This is a genomic window from Streptomyces hyaluromycini (assembly GCF_002217755.1).
Taxonomy (GTDB): domain Bacteria; phylum Actinomycetota; class Actinomycetes; order Streptomycetales; family Streptomycetaceae; genus Streptomyces; species Streptomyces hyaluromycini.
Genome location: NZ_BCFL01000033.1, coordinates 167,523 through 192,780, shown reverse-complemented (window position 1 = coordinate 192,780; position 25,258 = coordinate 167,523). Strand labels below are relative to the sequence as shown.

Below are 25,258 nucleotides of genomic sequence, written 5' to 3'. Positions count from 1 at the left end.
GAGAGCTCTCAGGGTTGGGGGGAGCTTGGTGGGGTGCCGTAGCGCGGTCCGGCGGACTTCTTCAGCCTGCTGCGGAACCGGTTGGGATCGACTCTGCTGGCGGTGTCCTGTCCGTAGAGCATGAAACCACCGCCCTGTCGGGTGGTGACACCGTTTACGGCAAGCCACTTGGACGTTGGCTCGTTCGTCTTGCTGAACCACGCGACGACCTCGTGCTTGCGGGAGGCGTTCCTTTCGACGGTGATGGCTTCCAACGTGTCCCATCGGACCGTGAAGCTCTTGAGCTTCCGGTTCTCCCTCACCCAGCGGCTGAAGGTGATGCCGTCGCCGTGGATGGTGACTACATCCGAATGATCAAAGATTCCCCGCCATCGACCCACCAGCCATGAGGCACATCCGAACACCACGCCCAATGCGAGCCAGCCCAGGAACATATGTCCGACAAAGGTGCCTGCCGAATCCGAGGGAATGTGTTCGTCCCAGATGAGGCTGACGACAGGTCCGCCGACGAGGATTCCCGTACAGCCCAGGCCGTAGGGCGCGAAGCCGTCGAAGGGATCTTCGTCGTATGCCTTCTTCAGCTCGGCTCGTGTGTTGGTGAATTTCTCGGCTTTGGGCGGCTCTTCGACAGGGGGCTTGGGAGGCGTAGTGAGCATCACCAACGCATCGGGGACGGTGGGGCGTTGGGAGGGGTCCTTTTCCAGGAGGCCGGTGATGAGAGCGGCCAGCCGACCTGCCTTCACCGGTGGGCGAGGGGGCTCGGTCAGGGCGGCGGTGGGATTTCCCATCGGGAACGGCATCACGCCCTCCACTGTCGCGTACAGCGTCACGCCCAGTGAGAACAGGTCCGCCCGGCCGTCGCTTTGCGCACCGTGAAGCCGCTCGGGGGCTATGAAGCCGGGCGACCCGATGACGAGTGCGGTCGCCGTCAGGCGTGGATCGGTCTGCCCGACTGCGATCCCGAAGTCCGCGAGGAGCACCTCTCCACTGTCGGCGAGCATCACGTTGGCCGGCTTCACGTCCCGGTGAACCACACCTGCCTTGTGTGCCGTCTCCAGCGCGCCGAGCAGTGCCTGGGCGATGGCAGCGGCTCGCTCGACGCCCAGCGGGCCGCGTTCCTCCAGCTCCTCCGCGAGCGAGTGTCCCTCCACCAACTGCATGACGATCCAGGGGACTTCGTCCACCTCGACCACGTCATGCACGGTGACGATATGGGGGTGGTCGCGCAGCCGGGCCGCGTTGCGAGCCTCTCTTTCCGCGCGGGCCAGTAGTTCTGCGCGCTCCTCGTCCGGCAGCGTGCTGCCCAGATGGACCTGTTTCACCGCCACGTCCACGCCCAGAGCTGTGTCGTGAGCCCGCCAGACCTGGCCGAACCCGCCGGCACCCAGCCGGTGGTCCAGCCTGTACCGGCCGCCGATCAGCGCTCCCGGATGCACCCCACTCGTCATGATTCCCCCGTTCGGCGCGGGTCGGTGCGCCCCATCACGTGTCCCATTTCAGGTTGGCATCCACGGGAGACGCGGAGTCCCCTGCACCAGGTTCCGGCCGCGCGGGCGCAAGGTTCGAGGCCCGGATAGATGTACACACCTTCTTCACGGCTGCCCCTGCACGTCGGCATCCCGGGGCAGTCGACAACGCGAACCGACTGCTCTCCCACCGAGTTCGAGACCACTCAAGGAGAGAAGACATGACTGTACGAGCCGCGTGACTGACCAACCGCGGCGACGCCGCTCGGACAGACGCGCAACGACAACCGCCTCGCCCCCACGGCTGGTCTGCACCTGCGCGCCTTGATACGCGCCCTGAGGTCCATAAGCGTCGCCGGGTTGACATGGGCGGACCTGAGTTGACAAGGGTCGGCTCAGGTTCGCCCGGTGCGGTCGTCGGCGGGCTAGCCTCGGGAAATCCAGCCAGAGGGCGGCAGCAGCAGAAGGAGACACGCATGGCCAGGGTTCCCAGTTCGGTGATCGCCGCGGGCGGGCTCGTCGGAGGGTACGGCGTGGCGCGGTGGACGAAGAAGCGGCCGCTGGGCGGAGCCGTGCTGGCGGTCGCCGGGGCCGCCGCCGCGCAGCAGTGGCGGCAGCGGGCGGGCGGGAAGGCCGCCGGGGCGCTGTCCGTCGCGTATGTCGCCGCGTTCGCCGGGTCGCATCCGCTGGCCAAGAAGGTCGGCGCCTGGCCGTCCGTCCTCGGGGTGGCGGGCGCGGTGGCACTGGCGTCCTGGGCCGTCGCGGACCGCCGGGCCTGATCACCGGACCGGGCTCAGCCCGCCGAGGTGCGAAAGGCACGCCGGTAGGCCTGGGGGCTGGTGCCGACCACTCTGCGGAAGCGTTCGCGGAAGGCCGTCGGGGAGCCGAAGCCCGACTGGGTGGCGATGCGTTCGACGGGGTGGGCGGTGGTCTCCAGCAGGTGCTGGGCCCTGCGTACCCGCGCCCGGTGCAGCCACTGCAGCGGGGTCGTGCCGGTCTGGTCGCGGAAGCGGCGGTTGAGGGTACGGGTGCTCATGCCGGCCTGTGCCGCGACCTCGTCCAGGGTCAGGTCCCGGTCGCAGTTGTCCTCCAGCCAGGCCAGGAGTGGCTCCAGGGTGGCGCCCGCGGGGGCCGGCGGCTGGTCGTGGACGATGAACTGGGCCTGGCCGCCCTCCCGTTCCAGCGGCATCACCGACATCCGGGCGGTGTGCGCGGCGACCGCCGAGCCGTAGTCCTTGCGGACCATGTGCAGGCACATGTCCATGGCCGCGGCCGCGCCCGCCGAGGTCAGGAACTGGCCGTTGTCGACGTACAGGACGTTCGGGTCCACCTCGATGTCCGGGTGCAGCTCGGCCAGGGTGCCGGCCGCGGCCCAGTGGGTGGTGGCGCGCAGGCCGTCGAGGAGGCCGGTGGCCGCGAGGACGAACGCCCCGACGCAGACCGACGCGATCCGCGTGCCGTTCGCCGCCGCCGCGTGCAGGGCGTCGGCCACCTCGGGCGGTAGGGCGAGGGCGGGGTCCGCTACGCCCGGCACGATGATCGTGTCCGCCTCGGCGAGCGCGTCCAGCCCGTACGGCGCCTTGATCGTGAACGCGCCGCCCGCCGCGGTCACCTCCTGGGCCGGCCCGCACACCCGCACCCGGTAGGCGTCCCGGCCGTCGGGCAGCCGGGCCCAGCCGAAGGTGTCGATCGGCACGGTGAAGTCGGACGGGATGACCTGGTCCAGGACGAGTACGGCGACGGTGTGCATGGCAGGAAAGTAGTCGTTCGACGGGTTGTCGCCAATCGGGGGTCCCGGTTCCGGGCGGATGCCGGCAGCGGGGGCTACCGACGGAATTCGGTGACCTGCAAAAACGCGACGTCTGGCGTGTGGGGATCCCGCGGTGGCCTGTGCAGCTCCCGATGAACTTCCGACTGTCGGCTGTCGCTGGTTCGGGTGCTCCGGAGAGGTTCCCGGAGCGATACCCGTCCGTCAGCCGGCGGACACTCGGGCGCAACCTTCCGGTGTCCTGACGTGTCCACGTAGTGTGCTGACGATACGCAGAACATGGCGGACAGCGGCGGCCGCGGCTTTCGCGGCCGCCGCTATGGCGGTCGCGACCCCGGCCGCGCACGCCGCCGGAACGACGCTCGTCCTGGACGCCCAGGAGAACTACTACCTCCCCACCGAGGGCGAGGGCCCGAACCTGGACCTCGGCATCGCCGCCTCGGGCGGGGACGCCCATGACGTCTCGGTCGCGGTCGACGCGTCGTCCCTCGCCGGGAAGGCGACGATGGTGGTCACGGGGGACTGCGTGAGCACCGGCACCCTGAAGGTGAGGTGCGACGTGGGCCCGCTGTCGGGCAGGGAGTCGATCGACCCGTTCTTCCTGAAGCCCACCGCGGCCGCCAAGGCGGGCGACACCGGTGCCGTCACCTACACCGCCACCGCCTCCGACGCGGCCGCCGTGACGGGGAGGACGGACGTCCTGGTCGGCGGGCCGAAGCTCGTCCGCCGGCCCTACCCGGCGCTGAAGGGCATCGCGCCCGGCGCCGTCTTCGAGCGCACCCCGGCCTTCGCCGACACCGGCACAGCCCCCGCCGACAAGGGCGTCATGCTGCTGGTGCAGGACTCAGAAGGCGTCTCTCTCGCCCGTGACCACTCCAACTGCCACTACTCGGACCTGCCCGACGTCGGCGCCTGGTGCCGGTTCGACACCCCGGTCGCGCCCGGCGCGGCCTACGAGACGGACGCGCCGCTGCGCTACACCGCCTCCAAGGACACGATGTACGGCTACAACACCTACGTCGTGTGGCCGGTCGGCGGCAGCGCGCCCGACTCCTTCGACCCGTCCGACTTCCCCGGGACCGGCACCGGCGCGCCGCTCGGCCTGAAGTCCGTCGCCGCCGGCTCCGGATTCACCGGCTCCGGGTACGGCACCTTCGCCACCACCCAGCACGCCGACTACCAGGCGCTCGGTGACACGGTCGAGGGCAAGGCCGGCGAGACGGTGAGCATCACCGTGGGCGTGCGGAACAACGGGCCGGGCCGGATGGACTTCCGGTGGGTGGACGCCGACAACTCCGGCACGTTCGTGGTGACCCCGCCCGCCGGCACCACCATCACCGGCGCCCCCGGCCCCGGCGAGCAGGGCGACCCCGGGCCGCTGTGGAACTGCACACCGGGCAAGGCCGGCGCGAAGAGCTACACCTGCGCCATCGGCAGCACGGACTTCCGGCCGGGCGACTCCGTGACCCAGGAGTTCACGGTGCGGATCGACCGGGTCGTGCCCGGCGCGCGGGGCAGCGTGCGGGCGGTGGAGAACCCCGAGTACCCCGATCGTGACGACGAGACGGCGAACGACACCGCGGCGATCGCGGTGAAGGCCACCGGCTCGGCGACGTCCAGCCCGTCGCCCAGCGCCTCCGCGTCCCCGTCGGCCACGGCCACCGCGAGCCCGTCCGGCTCCGGGGCGGGAACCGGCAGCGGGACGACGACCGGCGGCGGGCTCGCCGCCACGGGCGCGGACGGAGTCCTGCTGCGGGCGGGCACCGCCGTCCTGGTGGTGGCGGGCGGCGCGCTGGTGTTCCTGGCGGCGCGGAGGTCGCGGCCGCGGGGCGGCCGCTGACGCCGCCGCCCCGGCGTGGCAGAGCGTCAGGGCGCCGGCGGCCGATGAGGCATTCCGTCACCTCGCGAACCGCATGTCGCCGGCAGCCCATCGGTGGCGAGAATCCGTCGAGTGGTGGCATTATCGCCGCTTCTGCAAGATCCGCCGCCCGCCTACGGTCGAGGCCGTGACCAAGTTCCTCCTCGCCGTCCATGTGCTCGCGGCGATCGTCGCGGTCGGTCCCGTCACCGTCGCCGCCAGCATGTTCCCGCCGGCCGCCCGGCGCGTCCTGGAAGCGCCGGACGACGTCCGGGCCGCCGAGACCCTTCGGCTGCTGTACCGGATCTGCCGGTTGTACGCCGTCGTCGGCGTCGTCGTCCCCGTGTTCGGGTTCGCCACGGCGAGCACCATGCATGTGCTGGGCAGCGCCTGGCTGATCACGTCGATCGCGCTCACCGCGCTCGCGGCGGTCGTGCTCGCCGCGCTGGTGCTGCCCCGGCAGAGTGCGCTGGTGGAGGGCGGCAAGGACGCCCGTACCCGGCAGGCCACCGTCCAGTTGGCCATGTTCACCGGGGTGTTCAATCTCCTCTGGGCCGCCGTGACGGTCCTGATGATCGTGCGGCCGGGGTCGACGACGGGCGCCTGACCGGATCCCCGGGTTTCTGTTATCGGGACCGTGCCGGTTCGTCTCCCAGGGCATGCACATGACTCGACAGATCAGCCGCCGGAGCATGCTGAAGGCCTCGGGAGTGGCGGTGGGGGCCGCCGCCGGGATCGGCGCGGCAGGCGGTACCGCGGCCGCCGCCGGGGCCGCCTTCGCCCATCCCGGCCTGCTGCACACCCGTACCGACCTCGACCGCATGGCCGCCAAGGTGAAGGCGGGCGCCGCGCCCTACGCGGCCGGGTTCGCCAGGCTCACCGCCAACCGGCACGCACAGAGCGGCTGGCAGGCGCGGCCGCAGGCCGTGGTGTACCGGGGCTCGGGCACCCCGGAGAACTACTCGCTCCTCTACAACGACATCCACGCCGCCTACCAGAACGCCCTGCGCTACCACGTGACCGGCGAGAGCGCGTACGCCGACACCGCCGTAGCCATCCTCAACGCGTGGTCCTCGACCCTCACCGCGGTCAACGGCTCCGCCGACCGGTTCCTGGCCGCCGGGCTGTACGGCTACCAGTTCGCCAACGCGGCCGAACTCGTCCGGGACCACGGGGACTTCGAGCTCGCCCGCTTCCAGGAGATGCTCAGCAAGCTGTTCGGCGCGGTCAGCGACGACTTCCTCGTCCGGCACAACAACGCCGTCGTCTCCAACTACTGGACCAACTGGGACCTGGCCAACATGGCCTGCGTCCTCGCCACCGGCATCTTCTGCGACGACCGCGCCCAAGTCACCCGTGCCGTCGACTACTTCAAGCACGGCGCCGGGCTCGGGTCGATCGGGAACGCGATTCCCGTCGTGTACGGGGACGGGCTGGCCGAGTGGCTGGAGGCGGGGCGCGACCAGGGGCACGCGCTGCTCGGGGTGGGCCTGATGGGCACGTTCTGCGAGATGGCCTGGAACCAGGGGATCGACCTGTACGGGTACGACGACAGCCGGTTCCTCAAGGGGGCGCAGTACGTCGCCAAGTGGAGCCTGGGCGGGCAGGTGCCGTTCACCGCGAGCACGCGGCGGAAGGGGGCGATCGGCGGATGGTCGGGGAGCGAGACGGTGACAGCCGCGGCGGGTGTCGATCCGTCGATGACCCGTCCCATCTGGGCGATGATCGCCAACCACTACACGAAGCGGCGGGGCCTGTCGGCGACGTACGTCACGCAGATCGCGGCCAAGGCGGCGCCGGAGGGCGGGGGCGGCGACTACGGGCCGAACAGCGGGGGGTACGACCAACTGGGCTTCGGGACTCTGACGTTCACGCGGGACCGGGTGAGCGAGGGGGAGGCGACGGGGGGTACGACGTCGTCCTCGCCGAGCCCGGGAGCGTCAGCGTCCGCGTCCGCCTCGGCAAAGGCGTCGACATCGGGATCGGCATCCGCTTCCGCGCCGGGCTCGACCGCTGCCTCGGCTTCCTCCTCGCCGTCGGCCACGGGCAAGGGCGACGACCTTGCCGCCACCGGGACCGGTGACATCGTCGCGTGGAGCGCGGGGGCGGGGATCACCGCGCTGGCCGGTGGGTTGCTGTTGCTGCGCAGGCGGGCGCGGGGCGGGCAATAGCGGCGCCGGCAATAGCGGCGCCCTCCCCGGCCGGACCCGGGCCTCACGCATTCAGGTGATGCCCCCGTACGGCAGCCCCTGCGCATGATGCCGCCTGCAACCGCAGCGGGAAACGCGAGGGGACGACAACCATGAGCCCGACCGACGCACTCACCTACGACCTGTTCATCAACAACCCTCCGCCACAGGACAACGGCCTGCTTCCGAACGGAGAACCGAAGCTCTTCTCCCCTGTCACCAGCACCCTGGTCTCCGGTGCCGAGGACGCCGTGCTGGTCGACCCTGGGTTCACGGCCGAGCATGCGCACGCGCTGGGCGACTGGGTGGCCGCCAAGAACCGGAACGTGACGGACATCTTCATCACCCACGGGCACGGCGACCACTGGTTCGCCGCCGGCCTGCTGGCGGAGCGGTTCGGCGCACGCGTCGTGGCGACCGAGGGCACGATCGCGCAGATGCACGCCAACAACGCCGGCCGCCCGTACGTCTGGGACAAGGTCTACTCGGACATTCCGGCCTCCCCGGTGACCGCGGTGACGGTGCCCGGCAACCGCTTCACCCTCGAAGGCAGGGAACTCGTCATCGTCGAGGTCGGGTACACCGACACCGAGGCGACCAGCGTCCTGCACGTGCCCGAGCTCGCCCTCGTCGTGGCCGGTGACGTCATCTACAACGGCGCCCACCAGTACATCGGCGAGGCCGTGCTCGCGGGCCTCGACTCCTGGCGCCGGGCGATCGACCAGGTCGAGTCGCTGAACCCGCGCTCCGTCGTCGCCGGCCACAAGGTATCCGAGCTCGACGACGACGCGGCACGGACGATCACCGAGACCCGGGAGTACCTCGACGTCGCCGAGGAGCTGATGGGCACCGAGAAGAGCGCCGTGGACTTCTTCAAGGCGATGGTCGCCCGCTACCCGGACCGGATCGGGCGAACGGTCCTGTGGTCGATGTCCCAGGCCGTGTTCGGCATGCGCGAGCACCCCGGCGAGGACCCCGTCCAGTTCATCGCCGGGGGCTGGCTCTAGGGCCTGTCTGAAAATTCCCGTCGTCGCCCGGAGGGCGGCCTCGCGGCGTCAGGTGCGTGCTCTCGGCGTGCCGGGCGTAGGCCCTCGTACTGGACGTACTTGGGTCTGCGCCCGGTGCGGCGAGAGTGCGTGCATGGCGTCGCGAGGCAGACGGGAATTGTCAGACAGGCCCTAGGGGGTGTCCGGGGCGGCGGCCGTCAGCGGGCGGGCGATGTCCTCCAGCGGGCGGCGCTCCGCCTTCACCGCCAGCGCCGCCGCCACCAGCCCCGCCGCGCACATCAGGCCGGCGCCGATCTGGAACGCCAGTACCGTGTCGGCCGGCTTGCCCGTCCCCGTCAGGTCGGCGAAGAGGAGCGGTCCGCTGATGCCGCCGGCCGCCGTGCCCAGGGCGTAGAAGAAGGCGATGCACATCGCCCGCGTCTCCATCGGGAAGATCTCGGAGACGGTCAGGTAGGCGCTGGACGCGCCCGCCGAGGCGAAGAAGAGGACCACGCACCAGCATGCGGTCAGCGTTCCCGCGGTCAGCACACCCCGGCCGAACAGCCATGCCGTGAGGAACAGGAACAGGCCCGACAGGATGTACGTCGACGAGATCATCACCTTTCTCCCCACCGTGTCGAACAGCTTGCCCAGCAGCAGGGGGCCGAGGAAGTTGCCCACCGCGATGACCACGAAGTAGTAGCCCGTGTCCCCCGTCGGCACGTCGAAGAACTTCGTGAGGATCGCGCCGAAGCCGAAGGTGATCGCGTTGTAGAGGAACGCCTGGCCGACGAAGAGGGAGAAGCCGAGGACGGCACGGCGCCGGTAGTCGTGGAAGACCGTGCGGGCGATCTCGGCGAACGTGACGCTCGCGCGCTGGTGGATCACCAGCTCACCGGCCGGTTCGGGCAGCGGGACGCCCCTCTCGGCCGCCACCTGCCGCTCGATCGAGGTGACGATCTCCTCCGCCTCCCGCTCCCTGCCGTGGATCAGCAGCCAGCGCGGGCTCTCCGGGACGTTGCGCCGTACCAGCAGGATGACCAGGCCGAGGACGACGCCCAGCGCGAAGGTCAGGCGCCAGCCCACGTCCTTCGCCAGGAAGTCGGTGTCCAGCGCGACGATCGACAGCAGCGAGCCGCCCACCGCGCCCACCCAGAAGCTGCCGTTGATGATCAGGTCGACCCGGCCCCGGTAGTACGCCGGGATCAGCTCGTCGATCGCCGAGTTGATCGCCGCGTACTCGCCGCCGATGCCGAAGCCGGTCAGGAAGCGGAAGGTGAAGAACCACCAGGGGGCGAAGGAGACCGAGGTCAGGGCGGTGGCGGCCAGGTAGACCGCCAGGGTGATCATGAAGAGTTTCTTGCGGCCGTGGCGGTCGGTCAGGCGGCCCCAGAAGAGGGCGCCGGTGCAGGCGCCGGCCACGTAGAGCGCCGCGGCCGTGCCGGTGACCTGGGAGGAGGAGATCGCGAGGCCGCTGCCCGGTTCGGAGAGACGGCTCGCGATGTTGCCGACGACCGTGACCTCCAGGCCGTCCAGGATCCAGACCGTGCCGAGGCCGATGACGATCGTCCAGTGCCAGTGGGACCAGGGCAGCCGGTCCAGGCGGGCCGGGATGCGGGTGGTGATCGTCCGGCCGTCCGCTGTCGTGTCCGCGCCCGTACCTGCACCCATCGCGCCTCCTCGGCCGGGAAGGAAACCGAAACCCCGGCCGGGTGCCCCGCTCCGGGCGCGCTACGCCCCCAGTGCGCGGGACACCGTGAAGATCAGCACTCCGGCCAGCGACCCCACCACCGTGCCATTGATCCGGATGAACTGCAGGTCGCGGCCGATGTGCGCCTCGATCTTCCGGGTGGTGTGCTCCGCGTCCCAGCCGGCCACCGTGTCGGTGATCAGGGACGTGATCTCCTTGCGGTACGTCGTCACGACGTGCACGGCCGCGCCCTCGACCCAGCTGTCGACCTTGTCCTGGACCTTGGGTTCGGTGGCCATCCGGGCGCCCAGGGAGATCAGGGAGGCGCGGACGCGCAGCCGCAGCTCGCTGCGTTCGTCATCGGCCGCCGAGACGATCATGGACCGTACGGCCGTCCAGGCGGACGCGATCAGGTCCTGCACCTCGCCGCGGCCCAGCACCTCGCCCTTGAGCCGTTCGACGCGGGCCCGGGTGTCGGTGTCGGACTGGAGGTCGTTCGCGAAGTCCGAGAGGAAGCGGTCGAGGGCGCCGCGGGCCGGGTGGGAGGGCATGTCCCGCATCTCGGCGCAGAAGCGCAGCAGCTCCTTGTAGACGCGCTCGCCGACCTTGCGGTCCACGAACCGGGGGGTCCAGCCGGGCGCGCCGCCCTGCACGGCGTCCATCACGGAGTCCGCGTGCAGCACCAGCCAGTCGTGCGCGCGGGTGACGACGAGGTCCACGACCCGCTTGTGGCCGCCGTCGGCGACGATCCGCTCCAGCATCTTGCCGATGCCGGGGGCGATCTCCTGGGCGTCGGCCCGCCGCGTGATGGCTTCGCCGACGACCGCCTGGACGTCGGAGTCCCGCAGCACGGTGAGCGCGCCGCGGAGCGCTGTCGCGAGCTCGGCCGTCACGCGGTCGGCGTTCTTCGGCTCCGCGAGCCAGGCGCCGAGGCGGCTGCCGATACCCACGGCGCGCAGGCGCTGCCGTACGACGTCCTGGGAGAGGAAGTTCTCGCCGACGAACTCGCCGAGCGAGACGCCCAGCTGGTCCTTCTTCGTCGGGATGATCGCGGTGTGCGGAATGGGCAGGCCGAGGGGGTGGCGGAACAGGGCGGTCACCGCGAACCAGTCGGCTAGCGCGCCGACCATGCCGGCCTCGGCGGCCGCGGCCACGTAGTCGGCCCAGGTGCCGGCGCCCGCTCCGGACGCCCACTTGGCCAGGACGTACACCACCGCGACGAGCAGCAGCAGGCCGGTCGCCGTGCGCTTCATGCGCCGGACGCCGCGCTGGCGCTCCTCGTCGGCGGGCGTGAAGGCGTTCATGGACTTGTAGGACGGGGTGGCCGCAGCCACCACCGCTTCCGTACGTTCCTCCATCTGCTCCACCCGTTCGCAGCCGGCACCACCCTCACGATGATCCCGCACCCATTGTCCCTACCTGACCTACTCCCGGAACGAACGAAGAGTTCCCACCCCACCTGCCGACCCCACACCCTCGACACCCCAAACTCCGCCGCTCCCCCACCCCACCTGCCGACCCCACACCCTCGGCTCCCCGGACTCCGCCGCTCCCCCACCCCGCCGCTCCTCCCCACCCCGCCGCGACGGCGATCAGCCACGACGGTGGATTTCGGCGGTGCCGAACCGGCCGGTGGGCACCTGCGGGCCGATGGGGGCTGGTCGCGCAGTTCCCCGCGCCCCTGGGTCGGCTGCGCCGCCGGTGCTCAAGACGCCCCGCCGCTCTCCCCACTCCGCCGCTCTTCCCCACTCCACCGGCTCTCCCCACTCCGCCGCCACGGCGATCAGCCACCGCGGCGGATTTCGGCGGTGCCGAACCGGGCAGTGGGCACCTGCGGGCCGGTGGGGGCTGGTCGCGCCCACGCGGCGGAGCCGCACATCGCTAGAGCCCCGCGCCCCTTGGTTGGCTGCTCCGCCGCCCCTGAGCAGTGGCCGTACCTCCGGCCGCGCGCCCTCAGTGGTCGCCGGGCCTCCGGCGGTCTCGGTCCTCGCGGCGTTCCTCGCGGTGTTCGCGGCGCTGCTGGTGCCACTCGTGGCGGGCCTCGTGGAGTTCGTGGCGGGCCGACCTGCGGTCCAGGCTCTGCTGGCGGCGTTCCTCCTTGAGCCGCTGGCGTTCCGCCTTCGTCACCTTGTGGGCCACCTCGACCCCGCCCCAGAACGCGAACCCCGTCACGACCACCCTCGGCGCACCCGGGTCCGGCGACATGTCGTGCTCGCGTTCGTCGAAGCCGCCCATGATGCCGATGCCCCGCATCACCACCTCGACGCCCGGCGGCACGATGACGCTGATCCCGCCCATGATCGCGATGCAGTTGATCACGACCTCGCCGTCCGCGAAGTTCGCCTCGCGCAGGTCGATCTCGCCGCCGCCCCAGAACGCGAAGGAGTCGAAGCGCCTGGGCACCGTCCAGCGGCCCTTGCGCTGGAATCCGGACATCACGGCCACCGCCCAGGAGGACGAGCCCTCGCCGCCGACGATCCGGCCTCCCCAACTCCCGCTCGGCGCAGGGGGTTTGCTGAGCGACACCACCGGCGACGCGCCCGCCGCGGGCAGGTCTCTGGTGATCGGCGTCAGCTCGCCGTACGTACGGGCCTTGTACGTCGCCTCCAGCCGCTCCTCGAACTCCTCCATGTCGAGGCGCCCCTCCGCGAGGGCGTCCCGGAGGATCTCGGTGACTCGTTCACGATCGGCGTCGGAGGCGCGCAACTCCGGGGCATCGTCGGTCATACGGAGCAGACTACGAGTTTGCGGCGCCGGGGACTATGCGGTGGCCCGGTCCGGCGGGGGTTTGGGGGTGTCCCCCAGGGAACGCAGCATCTTCGCGATCACCGCCTCGATGTCCGGCTCACGGACCGACAGGTCGGCCAGCGGGTACTCCGCCGCGATCCGCGCCACCAGCGGCGCCGCCGACTCCGACGCCGGGAACGCCAGCCACTGCCTCGGCCCCTCCACCTTCACCACCCGCGCCGCCGGACCCGCGTCGATCGGCGGGAGCTCCCGCTCCAGGTCGACCACGAGGGTCCGCTCGCTCTCCCCCGCCTCGTGCAGGCCCGCGAGCGGACCGTCGTACATCAGCCGCCCGTGGTCGATGACCATCACCCGCGAGCACAACTGCTCGATGTCCTGGAGGTCATGGGTGGTCAGCAGGACCGTGGTGCCGCGTTCGGTGTTCAGTTCGCGGAGGAAGTCGCGGACCTTGGCCTTGGAGATGACGTCCAGGCCGATCGTCGGCTCGTCGAGATAGAGGACGTCCGGGTCGTGCAGGAGCGCCGCCACGATGTCGCCGCGCATCCGCTGGCCGAGGGAGAGCTGTCGTACCGGGACGTCCAGGAGGCTTTCCAGGGAGAGCAGTTCGACCAGGCGGTCCAGGTTCTCGGCGTAACGGGCGTCCGGGATGCGGTACATGCGGTGCATCAGACGGTAGGAGTCGATCAGGGGAAGGTCCCACCACAGCGTCGTGCGCTGGCCGAAGACCACGCCGATGCGGTGGGCCAGCCGCATGCGCTCGCGGGACGGGTCGATGCCGGCCACCCGGAGCCGGCCGCCGCTCGGGGTCAGGATGCCCGTGAGCATCTTGATCGTGGTCGACTTCCCGGCGCCGTTCGGGCCGATGTAGCCGACCATCTCGCCGCGCGCCACCGTGAAGGAGAGCGAGTCGACCGCCCGTACCTGCCGTCGTTCCCGTTTCAGGAACCCGGTCTTCTTCCGGACCTCGAAGACCTTCTCCACCCCGTCGACCTCGATGAACATGCTCAACTCCCTGTACTTCGATACGCCCTGAGGCCCGCCCGCCATGCCAGCCCCGCCAGCGCGCAGCACACCGCCGCCACCAGCGGCGGCGCCCACACCGTCCACACCGGCAGCCGCAGCGGATACGGCCGCCCCAGCACGTACGCCGCCGGCACCCAGTTGACGAAGCCCAGCGGCAGCAGGAACGTGACCCCGCGCACGAAGTCCTTCCCGAACACCGTCGGCGGGTACTGGAGCAGCGTCGTACCGCCGTACGTGAACGCGTTCTGCACCTCCGCCGCGTCCTGCGCCAGGAACTGGAAGGCCGCGCCCGCCACGAACAGCGCGCAGAAGATCGCCGCGCCGGCGGCCAGCATCAGCGGGACCAGCAGCACCTTCGCCGGCGTCCAGTCGATGCCGGCGAAGGCCAGCGCCCAGCCCAGCACCACCGCGCCCTGGGTGATCCGGCCCAGGCGGCGCAGCGCGAAGTGGTCCGCGCCGATCTGGGCGAGCACCGAGGCCGGCCGGACCAGCAGCGTGTCGAAGGAGCCGTCGCGGATCCGGGTGCCCAGCACGTCCATCGAGCCCAGCACCAGGTCGGCGACGCCGAACGAGGTCGCCGACAGGCCGTACAGGAAGGCGACCTCGGGCAGCGACCAGCCGCCGAGCGAGTCGACCCGCGAGAACATCAGCAGGATCGTGGCGAAGTCCAGCCCGGTCACCAGCAGGTTCCCGGCCATCGTGACGGCGAAGGAGGTCCGGTAGATCATCGTGGAACGGATCCACATCCCGGCGATCAGCAGGTACGCGCGAAGGGCGTCCCGGACACGCTCACCCACCCTGCACCACCACCCGTCGCGTCGCCGCCGACTGCAGCAGCCGCCCCGCCGCCAGCAGCGCCACCGCCCACGCGGCCTGGAAGGCGAACGCCCCCGCCACACCGGTCTCCCCCATCAGCACGTCCGCCGGCATCTGGAGCTGCGCCGCCCACGGCAGGACGCGGACGACCTCGCCGAAGGCGCCCGGGAAGACGTTCAGCGGCAGGGTCATGCCCGAGAAGAAGATCCCCGTGACCATCAGCACCTGGTTGACGCCCATGCCGTCCAGCAGCCAGAACACGCTCAGCGCGACCAGGTAGCGGATGCCGAAGCTGACGAGCATCGCGAGGAACAGCGCGACCAGGAAGGCGGCCCAGGTACCGGCGTCCGCGGGCAGCGCCATCGGGAAGAACACCGCGCCGACGAGGAAGGGAATCACGCCCCGCCCCAGCATCTGGAACAGCGAGCGACCCAAATCGGTCGCCAACCACCACAGTTGGAGATCGGCCGGACGGTACAGGTCAATCGCGATCGCGCCCGTGCGGATACGCTCCATCAGGTCTTTTTCCACGCCCCCGCCCTGGATCGCGAGGGTCGCGTACAGGCACTGTCCGAGCCACACATAGGTCACCGCCTGTGCCTGGTCATAGCCTCCGAGGTGCGGTTTCTCGTCCCACAGCGCCAAGTACGTGTAGACGAGGATGATTCCGAAGGCCGTGTTGGTGAACACCCCGGCGGCGGTGGCCGCCCGATACGTCGCGTACCGTCGGAAACCCCCCGCCGCGACGGCCGTGTACAACCGTCCCGCGCCCACGCCAACCGACCTCCCGGACCGCCCGACACCGAAGCGCAGGAGCCTACTGCGCCGACGACATCGCAGGCCACGCAATTTCCGTGACCGAAGCGTGCCGGAATCCGGGAACGGAACGCACGGTGCGAGAGTCTTCATCAGGGGGCGCAGAAGCGTACGAGGTCGTACGGGAACGAATGTACGACGCGAAACAGGAGTCCGTGCACGACATGAGCGACGAGCCGCAGCCGCAACAGCCGAACCAGGGCGGCGGAGGCCCGACGGAGCCGCCGGCTGCGGCCGAGGAGAAGCCGACCCCACCGCAGCCGGTGGCCGAGGCGAAGCAGCCGGAGCCGCCCGCGGCGGCCGAGGAGAGGACGACGGAGCCGCCGGCGGCGGCCGAGCAGGCGAGGACGGAGCAGCCACCGGCGGGCGCCAGACCGGGCGACAAGACGGTCGCACCGCCGCGGGCGGCGGCCGAGGACACCGAGACGCGGCAGCTCGCCGCGGTCACGGCGCCGAAGGCGCGACCGCCGGCGGCGGCCCGGGACAGGCAGGACGCACAGGCCAGGCGGGACGGACAGGACCGGCAGGACGGGCAGGACACGCAGACGCGGCAGCTCGCGGCGGTCAGGGTGCCGAAGGCGGCAGCGCCCGCGGCACCCACCGCGGTGACCGCGGTCCCGGCGGTCCCGGCGCCCGGGGCGGAACCGCCCGCGGTCGACGTGCCGACGAACGGGGGCGAGAAGAAGATGAAGCGGCCCAAGCGGACCGGATGGCGGCGGATCATCCCGACCTGGCGGATGGTGCTCGGCACCTTCGTGATCGGGGTACTGCTGCTGATCGGCCTGTTCTTCCTCGGCTACTCGATGGTGAAGATCCCGGCGGCCAACGCGTTCGCCACCAAACAGTCCAACGTCTACCTGTTCGCCGACGGCTCCCAGCTCGCCCGCGACGGCGAGGTCAACCGGGAGAACGTGACCCTCGCCCAGGTCTCCGTGGACGCCCAGCACGCCGTGCTCGCCGCCGAGGACCGCGACTTCTACACCGAGTCCGCCGTCGACCCCAAGGCGATGCTGCGCGCCGCCTGGAACACCGCGACCGGCAAGGGCACGCAGTCCGGCTCGACGATCACCCAGCAGTACGTGAAGAACTACTACCTCGCGCAGGAGCAGACCGTCACCCGCAAGGTGAAGGAGGTGTTCGTCGCGATCAAGCTGGACCGCAGCGAGTCCAAGGCCCAGATCCTGGAGGGCTACCTCAACACCAGCTACTTCGGCCGCAACGCCTACGGCATCCAGGCAGCCGCCCAGGCCTACTACGGCATGGACGCCACCGACCTCGACCCGGCCCGCGCCGCCTACCTCGCCGCGCTCGTCAACGCACCGAGCGAGTACGACGTCGTCGCCCACCCCGAGAACAAGGCCGCGGCCGTCGCCCGCTGGAACTACGTCCTCGACGGCATGGTCAAGAAGGGCTGGCTCACCGAGTCGAAGCGGGCCGGCATGAAGTTCCCGATGCCCAAGGAGCAGACCGTCTCCACCGGCATGTCCGGACAGCGCGGCTACATCGTCAACGCGGTCAACGACTACCTGATCAAGAACAAGATCGTCGACTCGGACGCCCTGGAGGCCGGCGGCTACCGCATCACGACGACCCTGCAGAAGTCCAGGCAGAACGCCTTCGTGAAGGCGGTCGACGACAAGCTGATCTCCCAGCTGGACAAGAAGAACAACAAGGTCGACAACTACGTGCGGGCCGGCGGTGCCTCCGTCGACCCGAAGACCGGCAAGGTCGTCGCCATGTACGGCGGCATCGACTACGTGAAGCAGTACACCAACGGCGCGACCCGCGGCGACTTCCAGGTGGGCTCCACCTTCAAGCCCTTCGTCTTCGCCTCCGCCGTCGACAACGGCTCCACCACCCAGTCCGGCCAGACCATCACCCCGAACACCTACTACGACGGCACCAACAAGCGCACCGTCCAGGGCTGGTCCGGCGGCGCCTACGCACCGGAGAACGAGGACGAGAAGTCGTACGGCCAGATCACCGTCCGCAAGGCCACCGACCTCTCCGTGAACTCGGTGTACGCGCAGATGGCCGTCGACGTCGGCCCGTCCAAGGTCAAGCAGACCGCCGTCGACCTGGGCATCCCCGCCGACACCAAGGACCTCCAGCCGTACCCGTCCATCGCCCTCGGCACCGCGACCGCCAGCGTCCTGGACATGGCGGAGGCGTACGCCACGCTCGCCAACCACGGCAAGCACGGCACGTACACGATGGTCGACAAGATCACCCGGGACGGCACGCAGGAGATCAGGCTGCCGAAGTCGGCGACCAAGCAGGCCGTCAGCCGGCAGGCCGCCGACACCACCACCTCCATCCTGCAGAGCGTGGTCGACAACGGCACCGCCACCGCCGCCCAGGCCGCGGGCCGTCCGGCGGCCGGCAAGACCGGTACCGCGGAAGAGGACACCGCGGCCTGGTTCGCGGGCTACACCCCCGACCTCGCCACCGTCGTCTCCGTGATGGGCCAGGACCCGGTCACCGCCGCGCACAAGTCGCTGTACGGCGCACTCGGCCTCGCCCGCATCAACGGCGGCGGGGCCCCGACCGAGATCTGGGCGCAGTACACCAAGGACGCCCTGAAGGGCACCACGGCCTCCGACTTCGACCTGGACCTCCAGGCCGGCGCCGAGACCGTGGCCCCGGGCACCCAGGCCCCGGCCACCCCGGGCACCGGCGGCCAGGACAACGGCGGCACCACCGACCAGGGCCAGAACAACGGCGGCACGGACGGCACCACCACCGCCGGCACCACCGACGGCGGCACGACGGACGGCTCCACCACCGCCGGCACCACCACGTCCGGTACGACGACCGCGGGCACCGACTCCGGTACGACAACCTCGGGAACGACCACGTCCGGTACGACGACCTCGGGCACCGACTCCGGCACCTCGACCGGGACCACGACCGACGGCACCAGTACCGGTACGACGACCGCGGGCACCGATACCGGCACCACTACCGGCACCACAGCGGGCGACGGAGGCGGGTTCGGGTTCGTTCAGTGACCGCTGGTCGCCTTGAGCCCGACCACGGCGACCAGCAGCAGGCACACGAAGAAGATCCGGGCGGCGGTGGCCGGCTCCCCGAGCACCACCATCCCGAACACCGCCGCCTCGGCCGCCCCGATCCCCACCCACACGCCGTAGGCGGTACCGATGGGGAGCGTCCTCGCGGCGTACGACAGCAACAGCATGCTGGCGACGATCCCGCCGCCGGTGAGCAGACTGGGCACGGGCCGGGTGAACCCGTCGGTGTACGGGGGTTTGGGGGTGTCCCCCAATAAGCACAGCATGCCGACCGACCAGCCGACCTCAAGAAGACCGGCGACGGCAAGCAGAACCCAGGCCATGACAGACACCTCCGAGACGTCTCGCTGACGTATCGCTGACAACGGGGGTGCGTCGTCTTTGCCTTCACGGTCCCGGTACGGCGCGTCTCGTCGGGCTGACTCCTTCGAACACAGCAAAGAAAAGACAAAGGGGCCTGGTGACCACAGCCACCAGGCCCCTTCTGCCCTCTGAATCACAGATACAGGCCGGTCGAGTCCTCCGAGCCCTCGAAGCGGTCGGCGGCCACCGCGTGCAGATCGCGCTCCCGCATCAGCACGTACGCGACCCCCCGCACCTCGACCTCGGCACGGTCCTCCGGGTCGTACAGCACCCGGTCGCCGGGCTCCACCGTCCGCACGTTCTGCCCGACCGCGACCACCTCGGCCCAGGCCAGCCGGCGCCCGACCGCCGCCGTGGCGGGAATCAGGATGCCCCCGCCCGACCGCCGCTCGCCCTCCCCGGTGTCCTGCTTGACCAGGACCCGGTCGTGCAGCATCCGGATCGGCAGCTTGTCGTGCTGGCTGCTCTGCTCGTCTCTCTTGGCGCTCACGCCTTTGAACCTACCTGCCTCTGATCAGCTCTTGCGCCGCCGGGTCCCGCTGAAGACCAGCAGCCCGACCACGCCCACGGCGACGAGGGCGACCGGCACCACCCGCTCCAGGCGCGGCGCACCCTCTTCGTCCACGAACTGGGCCCGCACCTCACTCACGACCCGGTTGACCTGGACGTAGGCCCTCCCGAGCGTGTGATCGACGTTGGCCGCGACCTTGGCCTTCGCGTCGCCGACGATGGTCTTCGGATGCACCCGCACCCCGATCTCGTCCAGCGTCTCGGCCAGCACCTCGCGGCGGCGCTTGATGTCCGCCTCGATCTGCGCCGGGGTTCTGGTGTCCGACGTCTCCGCCACCGTAGGCCCTCCGAAGTCTGCCGTACTGCCTGTTCTGGACAGTCTGTCAGTTCTCGCCACCGCTGCCATGCCAGGACCCCCCGTTACGCTAGACCGATGAGCGAGCGACTCCAGCCCGGGGACGTAGCCCCCGACTTCACCCTCTCCGACGCCGACGGCAACGAGGTGTCCCTCTCCGCCCACAAGGGCCGCAAGGTCATCGTCTACTTCTACCCGGCCGCCCTCACCCCGGGCTGCACGAAGCAGGCCTGCGACTTCACGGACAACCTCTCCCTCCTGGCCGACGCCGGCTACGACGTCCTCGGCATCTCCCCCGACGCCCCGGAGAAACTCGGCAAGTTCCGCGAGAAGGAGCACCTCAAGGTCACCCTCCTCGCCGACCCCGACAAGAAGGTCCTCGACGCCTACGGCGCCTACGGCGAGAAAATGAACTACGGCAAGACCTACCTGGGCGTCATCCGCTCCACGGTCATCGTCGACGAGGAGGGCAAGGTCGAACGCGCCCTCTACAACGTCCGCGCCACCGGCCACGTGGCCAAGATCATCAAGGATCTGGGCATCTGACGCCCACCTGACCCGCCACTGACGGCTCGCACCGGGGTGACCTGGCGCGAGCCGTTTCTCCTTCCCGGCCTCCGGATTCCGGTTTCCGTGCGTGACTGTCCGATAACCGGTTCGTTACTCCGTACGGGCTGCGAACGCGCGGCCGGAGACGGAGGGGGCGCTGTGGGAGCGAGTGCATACACCAGGGAGCGACTGGCGCCGGAAGTCGCTCAAGCGCGCAACTGGACAGATCTGATGCGGCGACTGGGCCTCAATCCGAGTGGCGGTCAAAGGCGGGTGTTGCAGGAGCACGTGACGCGTCACGAACTCGATACGAGCCACTTCGCCAAGCGCAGCCCATGGCGCAAGTACCCAGACGCCGCCATCGCGGAAGCCGCCACGTCCTCGTCCTCCCTGCGGGAAGTGGCGCTCAAGCTGGGCGCCACACCAGCCACGGGGACTCTCTCGCACATCCGACGCCGCCTTGACGCCGCAGGCATCGACATCAGCCACTTCCCCGGCATGGACCGCCCCGAACTGGATCTGCCTTTCACTTCGGAGGAACTCCGGGCGGCCACGGCCACAGCCACCAGCGTGCGCGGCGTGGCTCGCGTGTTGGGCGTCCCCGATGACAGCCGGTCCCGGGCGACCCTGTGTCGCATGTTGGCGGCCCAGCTCATCGACACCAGCCACTTCTCACATCGACGTGCGGTGATTCCCGAGGATGAACTACGCAGCCTGGTACGGACCTGCACCAGCTACGCCGAGGTCATGCGCGGACTCGGGATGGACGTCAACGACACCAACCACCGACGCGTACGGCGCGCCGCCTCCCGCCTCGGTCTCGACACCGGCCACTTCACACGCCGGCCCTGGGGACGGCCCGAGCGGCCGGCGCCTCCGTCGACATCGCATCGAGTGCTGGTGATCCTGCCCCAACAGGCCGGACGGACAAACAGATCCCGACTTCACCAAGCTCTGACCGAGATCGGGGTGCCGTATGCGTGTGTGGAGTGCGGCAACGTTGGTGAGTGGCGCGGGCGTCCGATCACCTTGCAGATCGACCATGTCAACGGCAACTGGCGGGACAACCGCCAGGAGAACCTTCGATATCTGTGCCCCAATTGCCATGCGTTGACGGAGACGTGGTGTCGCCAGAAGAGCAGAGTCCCACTCGCCGAGTGTCCCGACGGCCCCGTACACTGAGTGCCGCCGGTCGAGCACGATGACCGTTTTGAGCGGCCGTGATGGAATTGGTCAGACATGCTGCGTTTAGGGCGCAGTGGGTGAAAGCCCGTGTGGGTTCGAGTCCCACCGGCCGTACGTACACCGAGGGGCGCCCAACATGGGCGCCCCTCAGCCGCGGCTCAGCCCAACAGCTCCCGCACCACCGGCACCAGCGCCCGGAACGCCTCCCCCCGGTGGCTGATCGCGTTCTTCTCCTCGGGGGTCAGCTCCGCGCAGGTCCGCGTCTCGCCCTCCGGCTGGAGGATCGGGTCGTAGCCGAAGCCGTTCATGCCGGACGGGGCGTGGCGGAGTACGCCACGCAGCCGGCCCTCGACCACCCGTTCCGTGCCGTCCGGCAACGCCAGGGCCGCCGCGCAGGCGAAGTGGGCGCCCCGGTGTTCCTCGGCGATGTCCGCGAGCTGGGCGAGCAACAGGTCCAGGTTGGCCTTGTCGTCGCCGTGGCTGCCGGCCCAGCGGGCGGAGAAGATGCCGGGGGCGCCGTTCAAGACGTCCACGCAGAGGCCGGAGTCGTCGGCGACCGCCGGGAGGCCCGTCGCCCGGGCGAGGGTGTGGGCCTTGAGGAGGGCGTTCTCGGCGAAGGTGACGCCGGTTTCCTTGACGTCGGGGATGTCGGGGTACTCCTCGGCGCCGACCAGGTCGTGGGGCAGGCCCGCCTCGGCGAGGATGGCGCGGAGTTCGGTGATCTTTCCGGCGTTGCGGGTGGCGAGAATCAGGCGCGTCATGGGGACCAGTATCCCGGCAGTACCCCGGCCGCCGTCCGGGCCCCGGACTACGGCTGGCAGACCTTGGTCAGTTCGCCGGCCGCGTCGGTGACCCCGCTGATGTCGGGCGTGTCGTCGCCGTTCTGGACGGCCGTCTGGACCTTGACCAGGGCCTCGCGCATGTCCTGGGTCGCCTTGTCCAGGTCGGCGTTGTCCGTCTTGCTGTCGATCTTGTCGAGGTTGTCCCCGATGGCTGTGATGGCCGAGTCGATCCTGGTCGGGTCGTTCGACGCGTTCTCCACGGCCTGCTGGAGGCTGGTGACGCTGTCGGCGATGGAGTCGGCGGTCTGGACGCAGTCCAGGGCCTTGTTCACGCTGTCGCAGCCGGTGAGCAGGACGGCGGTGAGTGCGGTGGTCGCGGCTACGGCGGCGATGGCGGTGACGCGACGGCGTCCTCGGCGTCGGCTGGCGGCCATGGTGGGTTCCCCTCCCCGTTGCAAGACTGGCCGGGCGCACGGTTGTACGTGCCGTGCGCCCGTATTGACAGAGACGCGGGGTGGGCCGCCCGGGTTGCCCTGCCGTACCTCGGCTTTTTCCTTTCCCTTTACTTCTTGAGGGTCTCTTCGAGCGCCGCCCGCTGGATCGTGGCGAGGTCGGTGCAGCCGGCGACCGCGAGGTCGAGGAGGGCGTTGAGTTCGTCGCGGGCGAAGGGTTCGGCCTCGGCGGTGCCCTGGACCTCGACGAAGCGGCCGTCGCCGGTGCAGACGACGTTCATGTCGGTCTCGGCCTTGACGTCCTCCTCGTAGCGGAGGTCGAGGAGGGGGACTCCGCCGACGATGCCCACCGAGACGGCCGAGACGGTGCCGGTGAGGGGCTGGCGGCCGGCCTTGACGAGCTTGCGTTCCTTGGCCCAGGCGACGGCGTCGGCCAGGGCCACGTATGCGCCGGTGATGGCGGCGGTGCGGGTGCCGCCGTCGGCCTGGAGGACGTCGCAGTCGAGGACGATCGTGTTCTCGCCGAGGGCCTTGTAGTCGATGACGGCGCGCAGGGAGCGGCCGATGAGGCGGGAGATCTCGTGGGTGCGGCCGCCGATCTTGCCCTTGACGGACTCGCGGTCGCCGCGGGTGTTGGTGGCGCGGGGGAGCATGGCGTACTCCGCGGTGACCCAGCCCTCGCCGCTGCCCTTGCGCCAGCGGGGGACGCCTTCGGTGACGGAGGCGGTGCAGAAGACCTTGGTGTCGCCGAAGGAGACGAGGACGGAGCCCTCGGCGTGCTTGCTCCAGCCGCGTTCGATGGTGACCGGGCGGAGCTGTTCGGGCGTGCGGCCGTCGATTCGAGACATGGCGACGAGCCTATCCGGAGCGTGCGAAGGGGCTCTTCCCAAGGTGGGAAGAGCCCCTTTTCCGGTGAGCCGGAGGCTCACATCATGTCTTCGATCTCCGCGGCGATCGGGTCGGCGTCGGTGCCGATGACGACCTGGATGGCGGTGCCCATCTTGACGACGCCGTGGGCGCCGGCGGCCTTCAGCGCGGCGTCGTCGACCAGCGAGGCGTCGTGGACCTCGGTGCGCAGCCGGGTGATGCAGCCTTCGATCTCGTCGATGTTCTCGATTCCGCCGAGGCCGGCGACGATCTTCTCAGCCTTGCTGGCCATGTTCCTTCTCCCTGATCCGAACCGCTTTGTCGCAGTAACCCACAGTTGGCCCAACTTTGCGAGCGGCCGTACCGCGGGTGCCGAATGATGGCGAGCACCGCGGCGGAACCGTCGTCAACTGGTCTACACCAGCTGGTGGGCGGTCGACAAACCCCCGTGGCAACCCGCGGTGCAGCCGAGCGGCCCGGAGGACGCGCCCATGAGTGCCGAGAGCGCCGAGAGTACGGCAAGTCCCGCGCGGCAGCGGTGGAATGTGCTGTTCCAGGGGCTGCAGAAGATGGGCCGCAGTCTTCAGCTGCCGATCGCGGTGCTGCCGGCCGCGGGGATCCTCAACCGGCTGGGCCAGCCCGACGTGTTCGGCGAGCAGGGGCTGGGCTGGACGGCGGTCTCCAAGGTGATGAAGGGGGCCGGCGGGGCGCTGCTCGACGGTTCGGTCGGGCTGCCGCTGCTGTTCTGTGTCGGGGTCGCGATCGGGATGGCGAAGAAGGCGGACGGTTCGACGGCGCTGGCGGCGGTGGCGGGCTTTCTCGTCTATTACGGGGTGCTGCACCAGTTCCCGGAGGACTGTCCCGGCGGTTCGAGGACGCTGCCGGGGATCGGGTGCCAGGTGAGCGAGGGGACGGTGTCGACGTTCACGTTCCAGAATCCGGGGGTCTTCGGCGGGATCGCGCTGGGGCTGCTGACCGCCTTCTTCTGGGCCCGGTACCACCGGACGCGGCTGGTGGACTGGCTCGGGTTCTTCAACGGGCGGCGGCTGGTCCCGATCATCATGTCGTTCGTGGCCATCGCGTTCGCCGTGCTGTGCCTGTGGGTCTGGCCGCCGGTCGGCAGCGGTCTGGAGAGTTTCAGTCACTGGCTGCGGGAGGCGGGGGCGTGGGGTGCGGGGGTGTTCGGGCTCGCGAACCGGGCGTTGCTGGTGGTCGGGCTGCACCAGTTCCTGAACGTGCCCATCTGGTTCCAGTTCGGCAGTTACACCACGCCCGACGGCCAGACGGTGCACGGTGACATCAACATGTTCCTGGCGGGTGATCCGCACGCGGGTCAGTTCACGTCGGGGTTCTTCCCGATCATGATGTTCGCGCTGCCGGCCGCCGCGCTCGCCATGACGCACTGTGCGAAGCCGCACCGGCGCAAGGAGATCGGCGGTCTGATGCTGTCGGTGGCGCTGACGTCGTTCGTGACCGGCATCACCGAGCCGATCGAGTACTCGTTCCTGTTCATCGCGCCCCTGCTGTACGCGGTGCACGCGGTGCTGACCGGGGTGTCGATGGCGGTGACGTGGGGGCTGGGGGTGCACGACGGGTTCAGTTTCTCGGCGGGGCTCATCGACTACGTCATCAACTGGAAGCTGGCGACCCGGCCTTGGGCGATCATCCCGATCGGCCTGTGCTTCGCGGCGGTCTACTACGTGATCTTCCGGTTCGCCATCACGCGGTTCGATCTGAAGACCCCGGGCAGAGAACCGGAGGACGAAGTGGAGGACGTCACCAAGGCTTAAGCAGCCTGTCGCC

The 25,258-nt window shown here is 70.2% G+C and carries 24 protein-coding genes, 1 tRNA gene and 1 riboswitch; of the genes, 10 read left to right on the top strand and 15 right to left on the bottom strand.

From position 1 onward, the window contains the following. Positions 1 to 8 precede the first annotated feature (8 nt). Positions 9 to 1,448, bottom strand: a complete 1,440-nt coding sequence (locus tag SSP29_RS44580; RefSeq protein ID WP_089106692.1) for a serine/threonine-protein kinase — start codon at positions 1,446 to 1,448, stop codon at positions 9 to 11. Positions 1,449 to 1,942: 494 nt separating this feature from the next. Here SSP29_RS44580 and SSP29_RS44575 point away from each other — a divergent pair, with 494 nt between their 5' ends. Further along, a complete protein-coding gene (locus tag SSP29_RS44575; RefSeq protein ID WP_089106691.1) occupies positions 1,943 to 2,245 on the top strand; it encodes a hypothetical protein in 303 nt (100 codons plus the stop codon). A 14-nt stretch (positions 2,246 to 2,259) separates the two neighbouring features. Here SSP29_RS44575 and SSP29_RS44570 read toward each other — a convergent pair whose 3' ends face one another. Continuing rightward, positions 2,260 to 3,216 carry a GlxA family transcriptional regulator gene (locus SSP29_RS44570; protein ID WP_089106690.1) on the bottom strand — a complete coding sequence of 319 codons (957 nt, stop codon included), beginning with the start codon at positions 3,214 to 3,216 and terminating at the stop codon, positions 2,260 to 2,262. A 337-nt stretch (positions 3,217 to 3,553) separates the two neighbouring features. Between SSP29_RS44570 and SSP29_RS44565 the strand changes: the two genes are divergently transcribed. The 4 genes from SSP29_RS44565 (at position 3,554) to SSP29_RS44550 (ending at position 8,288) form a co-directional block, all read left to right on the top strand. After that, the gene (locus SSP29_RS44565) at positions 3,554 to 5,074 is read left to right on the top strand and encodes a hypothetical protein (protein WP_089106689.1); all 1,521 of its coding nucleotides are present in this window, start codon (positions 3,554 to 3,556) and stop codon (positions 5,072 to 5,074) included. Between the two features lie 166 nt (positions 5,075 to 5,240). After that, positions 5,241 to 5,699 (top strand): DUF2269 family protein, encoded by a 459-nt coding sequence (locus tag SSP29_RS44560; protein WP_089106688.1) that lies wholly within the window; start codon positions 5,241 to 5,243, stop codon positions 5,697 to 5,699. Between the two features lie 58 nt (positions 5,700 to 5,757). Beyond that, a complete protein-coding gene (locus tag SSP29_RS44555; protein WP_174856057.1) occupies positions 5,758 to 7,263 on the top strand; it encodes an alginate lyase family protein in 1,506 nt (501 codons plus the stop codon). A gap of 131 nt (positions 7,264 to 7,394) precedes the next feature. Next, positions 7,395 to 8,288 (top strand): MBL fold metallo-hydrolase, encoded by an 894-nt coding sequence (locus tag SSP29_RS44550; protein WP_089106686.1) that lies wholly within the window; start codon positions 7,395 to 7,397, stop codon positions 8,286 to 8,288. A gap of 171 nt (positions 8,289 to 8,459) precedes the next feature. Here SSP29_RS44550 and SSP29_RS44540 read toward each other — a convergent pair whose 3' ends face one another. The 6 genes from SSP29_RS44540 to SSP29_RS44515 all read right to left on the bottom strand — a co-directional run bounded on the left by SSP29_RS44540 (position 8,460) and on the right by SSP29_RS44515 (position 15,303). After that, positions 8,460 to 9,938 (bottom strand): MFS transporter, encoded by a 1,479-nt coding sequence (locus SSP29_RS44540; RefSeq protein ID WP_089106685.1) that lies wholly within the window; start codon positions 9,936 to 9,938, stop codon positions 8,460 to 8,462. Between the two features lie 60 nt (positions 9,939 to 9,998). Next, on the bottom strand, positions 9,999 to 11,315 hold the full coding sequence (locus SSP29_RS44535; RefSeq protein WP_089106684.1) for a DUF445 domain-containing protein: 1,317 nt from the start codon (positions 11,313 to 11,315) through the stop codon (positions 9,999 to 10,001). 595 nt (positions 11,316 to 11,910) lie between these two features. Next, on the bottom strand, positions 11,911 to 12,684 hold the full coding sequence (locus tag SSP29_RS44530; RefSeq protein WP_089106683.1) for a DUF1707 SHOCT-like domain-containing protein: 774 nt from the start codon (positions 12,682 to 12,684) through the stop codon (positions 11,911 to 11,913). A 33-nt stretch (positions 12,685 to 12,717) separates the two neighbouring features. After that, the gene (locus SSP29_RS44525; protein WP_089106682.1) at positions 12,718 to 13,752 is read right to left on the bottom strand and encodes an ABC transporter ATP-binding protein; all 1,035 of its coding nucleotides are present in this window, start codon (positions 13,750 to 13,752) and stop codon (positions 12,718 to 12,720) included. Then, positions 13,710 to 14,474, bottom strand: a complete 765-nt coding sequence (locus SSP29_RS44520; RefSeq protein WP_174856059.1) for an ABC transporter permease — start codon at positions 14,472 to 14,474, stop codon at positions 13,710 to 13,712. Before SSP29_RS44520 ends, SSP29_RS44525 begins: the two co-directional genes overlap by 43 nt. A 43-nt stretch (positions 14,475 to 14,517) precedes the next feature. Then, the gene (locus tag SSP29_RS44515) at positions 14,518 to 15,303 is read right to left on the bottom strand and encodes an ABC transporter permease (protein ID WP_089106706.1); all 786 of its coding nucleotides are present in this window, start codon (positions 15,301 to 15,303) and stop codon (positions 14,518 to 14,520) included. Between the two features lie 221 nt (positions 15,304 to 15,524). Between SSP29_RS44515 and SSP29_RS44510 the strand changes: the two genes are divergently transcribed. Then, complete coding sequence (locus SSP29_RS44510; RefSeq protein ID WP_438363845.1) at positions 15,525 to 18,371, top strand: transglycosylase domain-containing protein; 2,847 nt, start codon at positions 15,525 to 15,527, stop codon at positions 18,369 to 18,371. Here the strand turns inward: SSP29_RS44510 and SSP29_RS44505 are convergent. From SSP29_RS44505 to SSP29_RS44495, 3 genes are all read right to left on the bottom strand, one after another. After that, positions 18,365 to 18,715 carry a DMT family transporter gene (locus SSP29_RS44505; RefSeq protein WP_089106680.1) on the bottom strand — a complete coding sequence of 117 codons (351 nt, stop codon included), beginning with the start codon at positions 18,713 to 18,715 and terminating at the stop codon, positions 18,365 to 18,367. The two genes, SSP29_RS44510 and SSP29_RS44505, sit on opposite strands and share 7 nt — an antisense overlap. 46 nt (positions 18,716 to 18,761) lie before the next feature. Then, positions 18,762 to 18,830, bottom strand: a riboswitch (guanidine-III (ykkC-III) riboswitch). Between the two features lie 58 nt (positions 18,831 to 18,888). Continuing rightward, positions 18,889 to 19,245 (bottom strand): GroES family chaperonin, encoded by a 357-nt coding sequence (locus tag SSP29_RS44500; RefSeq protein WP_046730549.1) that lies wholly within the window; start codon positions 19,243 to 19,245, stop codon positions 18,889 to 18,891. 24 nt (positions 19,246 to 19,269) lie between these two features. Then, positions 19,270 to 19,602: a DUF3618 domain-containing protein gene (locus SSP29_RS44495; RefSeq protein ID WP_089106679.1), complete on the bottom strand. Its 333-nt coding sequence runs from the start codon at positions 19,600 to 19,602 to the stop codon at positions 19,270 to 19,272. Between the two features lie 96 nt (positions 19,603 to 19,698). Here SSP29_RS44495 and bcp point away from each other — a divergent pair, with 96 nt between their 5' ends. The 3 genes from bcp (at position 19,699) to SSP29_RS44480 (ending at position 21,468) form a co-directional block, all read left to right on the top strand. Further along, positions 19,699 to 20,166 carry a thioredoxin-dependent thiol peroxidase gene (gene bcp / locus SSP29_RS44490; protein ID WP_089106678.1) on the top strand — a complete coding sequence of 156 codons (468 nt, stop codon included), beginning with the start codon at positions 19,699 to 19,701 and terminating at the stop codon, positions 20,164 to 20,166. Positions 20,167 to 20,457: 291 nt separating this feature from the next. Then, on the top strand, positions 20,458 to 21,351 hold the full coding sequence (locus SSP29_RS58920) for an HNH endonuclease (protein ID WP_150136129.1): 894 nt from the start codon (positions 20,458 to 20,460) through the stop codon (positions 21,349 to 21,351). Positions 21,352 to 21,383: 32 nt separating this feature from the next. Then, a tRNA-Leu gene (locus SSP29_RS44480) sits at positions 21,384 to 21,468 on the top strand. Between the two features lie 44 nt (positions 21,469 to 21,512). Here SSP29_RS44480 and rdgB read toward each other — a convergent pair. The 4 genes from rdgB to SSP29_RS44460 all read right to left on the bottom strand — a co-directional run bounded on the left by rdgB (position 21,513) and on the right by SSP29_RS44460 (position 23,747). Then, positions 21,513 to 22,115, bottom strand: coding sequence for an RdgB/HAM1 family non-canonical purine NTP pyrophosphatase (rdgB, locus tag SSP29_RS44475; protein ID WP_089106677.1), 603 nt, complete (start codon positions 22,113 to 22,115; stop codon positions 21,513 to 21,515). Positions 22,116 to 22,162: 47 nt separating this feature from the next. After that, positions 22,163 to 22,570 carry a hypothetical protein gene (locus SSP29_RS44470; protein WP_089106676.1) on the bottom strand — a complete coding sequence of 136 codons (408 nt, stop codon included), beginning with the start codon at positions 22,568 to 22,570 and terminating at the stop codon, positions 22,163 to 22,165. A gap of 128 nt (positions 22,571 to 22,698) precedes the next feature. Then, positions 22,699 to 23,436, bottom strand: coding sequence for a ribonuclease PH (gene rph / locus SSP29_RS44465; RefSeq protein ID WP_089106675.1), 738 nt, complete (start codon positions 23,434 to 23,436; stop codon positions 22,699 to 22,701). Between the two features lie 77 nt (positions 23,437 to 23,513). Beyond that, entirely contained in the window at positions 23,514 to 23,747 is a 234-nt protein-coding gene (locus SSP29_RS44460) for a PTS sugar transporter subunit IIB (RefSeq protein WP_089106674.1), read from the bottom strand. A gap of 199 nt (positions 23,748 to 23,946) precedes the next feature. Here SSP29_RS44460 and SSP29_RS44455 point away from each other — a divergent pair, with 199 nt between their 5' ends. Continuing rightward, on the top strand, positions 23,947 to 25,245 hold the full coding sequence (locus SSP29_RS44455) for a PTS transporter subunit EIIC (RefSeq protein WP_089106673.1): 1,299 nt from the start codon (positions 23,947 to 23,949) through the stop codon (positions 25,243 to 25,245). Positions 25,246 to 25,258 lie beyond the last annotated feature (13 nt).